The sequence below is a fragment of the Vibrio sp. D173a genome, assembly GCF_030248475.1.
In genome coordinates this window covers 1-1,794 of sequence record NZ_JAHGAH010000403.1, presented here as the reverse complement: position 1 = coordinate 1,794, position 1,794 = coordinate 1, and the positions used below count along the sequence as shown (strand labels likewise).

The following is a 1,794-nucleotide window of genomic DNA, read 5'->3' as shown; positions in this document are numbered from 1 at the left end:
AATGCAACATCACAACGCGCTGAAAATAGATTCTGAATAATCGCTTAGGCTCCTTCAGAATGACGATGGGAAAGCACTGAACTCAAAGCAGAAAAGAACACTCTCCCCCTAGCCCCCCCTATAAAATTGTTGGCAAATCTATGGGGAAAAAGGGGGAGTTGGAGGGGGGTTGAAAGCACATAACCTAGCATTCAGCATCAAACCACCAACCTCACCTAACCTCCCCTTGTATCAAACTCCGAAGATCTCAACACAACGAGCTCAAAGGGGAGGGACTGGTTCTGCATTCGCGGATAACTCAATTCACAATGGAACATAACAACGCGCTGGATATAGATTCTGAATACTCGCTTTGGCTCCTTCAGAATGACGTAGTTCGTTTAGTTCTCTCTTTCCGTCATTCCCGCGAACCTAGGTGAGACTGGGAATCTACTCACCACAAACTCGATCGAAAATGATGAGTAAGAACACGAACAAACAAAAGGCGAAAGAAGGTTGCAAGCACATAATCCAACATTCAACCTCAAACCAACAACCCCACCTAACCTCCCCTTGTATCAAACTCCGAAGCTCTCAACACAACGAGCTCAAAGGGGAGGGACTGGTTCTGCAATCGCGGATAATTCAATTCACAATGCAACATCACAACGCGCTGAAAATAGATTCTGAATACTCGCTTAGGCTCCTTCAGAATGACGCTGTTCGTTTAGTTCTCTCTTTCCGTCATTCCCGCGAACCTAGGTGAGACTGGGAATCTACTCACCACAAACGCGATCGAAAATGATTAACAAGAACACGAACAAACAAGCGGTGAAAGAGGGTTGCAAGCACCTCACCCAACATTCAACCTCAAACCACCAACCCCACATAACCTCCCCTCTATAAAGCTTCAAGAAGCTCAAATAAAAAATTCCAAAAAAGCCCTTTACCTAAACTTAACTTGAGGTTTTAGCATGTTCATCGTTGGCTAGAAAATGACAAAAAGGAGCACACCATGATCCAGCTAGAACACGTGAACTTAGTGGTAGAAGACATCCCTGAAATGCTGAAGTTTTACCAAGTGGCCTTTCCGCATTGGTATGTGCGTGATGAAGGGGAAGGTACATGGAGCGGTAAGCACAGAAACTGGCTGCACTTTGGCGATGAGTACCAATACATTGCGTTGAGCGACCACGGCGAAGGCAACAATCGCGATTTAGATGGTCATCAAGTTGGGTTAGCGCATTTCGCTTATGTTACTAATAACGTTGACGCTGTGACGAAAAGACTGGTTGAAGCGGGCTACCCAATCGCCCAACCCGGCGCGGATGAGCCATACCGAAAGAACGTCTATTTTGTTGACCCTGCCGGTTTTGAAATCGAGTTTGTAGAATACCTGACGGATGACCCAAAATTGCGTAACTCGACGAATTAAGAGCTTAACCTTTATCTCTCTTTTATCCAGAAAGAGCAGCGTCTTAGATACCCAAAAGCCCCTGACTTTTCAGCTAGGGGCTTTGAACATTTTACCTTGAGCGAGTGATTAGCTAGCGGCTAATTCAGGCTTCGCTGCCTTATTGCTTTTTGACTTCATCCAAACGATGACGGCCGCAAGCACTAAGATTGGTACCAGTGGGTCAATGAGTGTGCCACCCTTACCGAATACTAGGTTTAGCGCCATGATGATCGATGCACCAATCGCCCACGCCACGGTTGACGATACTGACCAGATTTTAATTTGGTCTGCCAACTCTGTAATACCTAGCGTACGGTTGATGATGTGGAAGTAAGAGTCATTAAGGTGATGAGATGGTC

The 1,794-nt window shown here is 45.9% G+C and carries 1 protein-coding gene and 1 pseudogene; one reads left to right on the top strand and one right to left on the bottom strand.

Going from position 1 to position 1,794, the window contains the following annotated elements; translation table 11 throughout:
- Nucleotides 1–994 precede the first annotated feature (994 nt).
- Complete coding sequence (locus KIV40_RS26240) at nucleotides 995–1,414, top strand: VOC family protein (RefSeq protein WP_285352115.1); 420 nt, start codon at nucleotides 995–997, stop codon at nucleotides 1,412–1,414.
- Between the two features lie 108 nt (nucleotides 1,415–1,522).
- Here the strand turns inward: KIV40_RS26240 and KIV40_RS26235 are convergent.
- Nucleotides 1,523–1,794, bottom strand: a pseudogene (locus KIV40_RS26235) (GntP family permease); the annotation flags it as partial.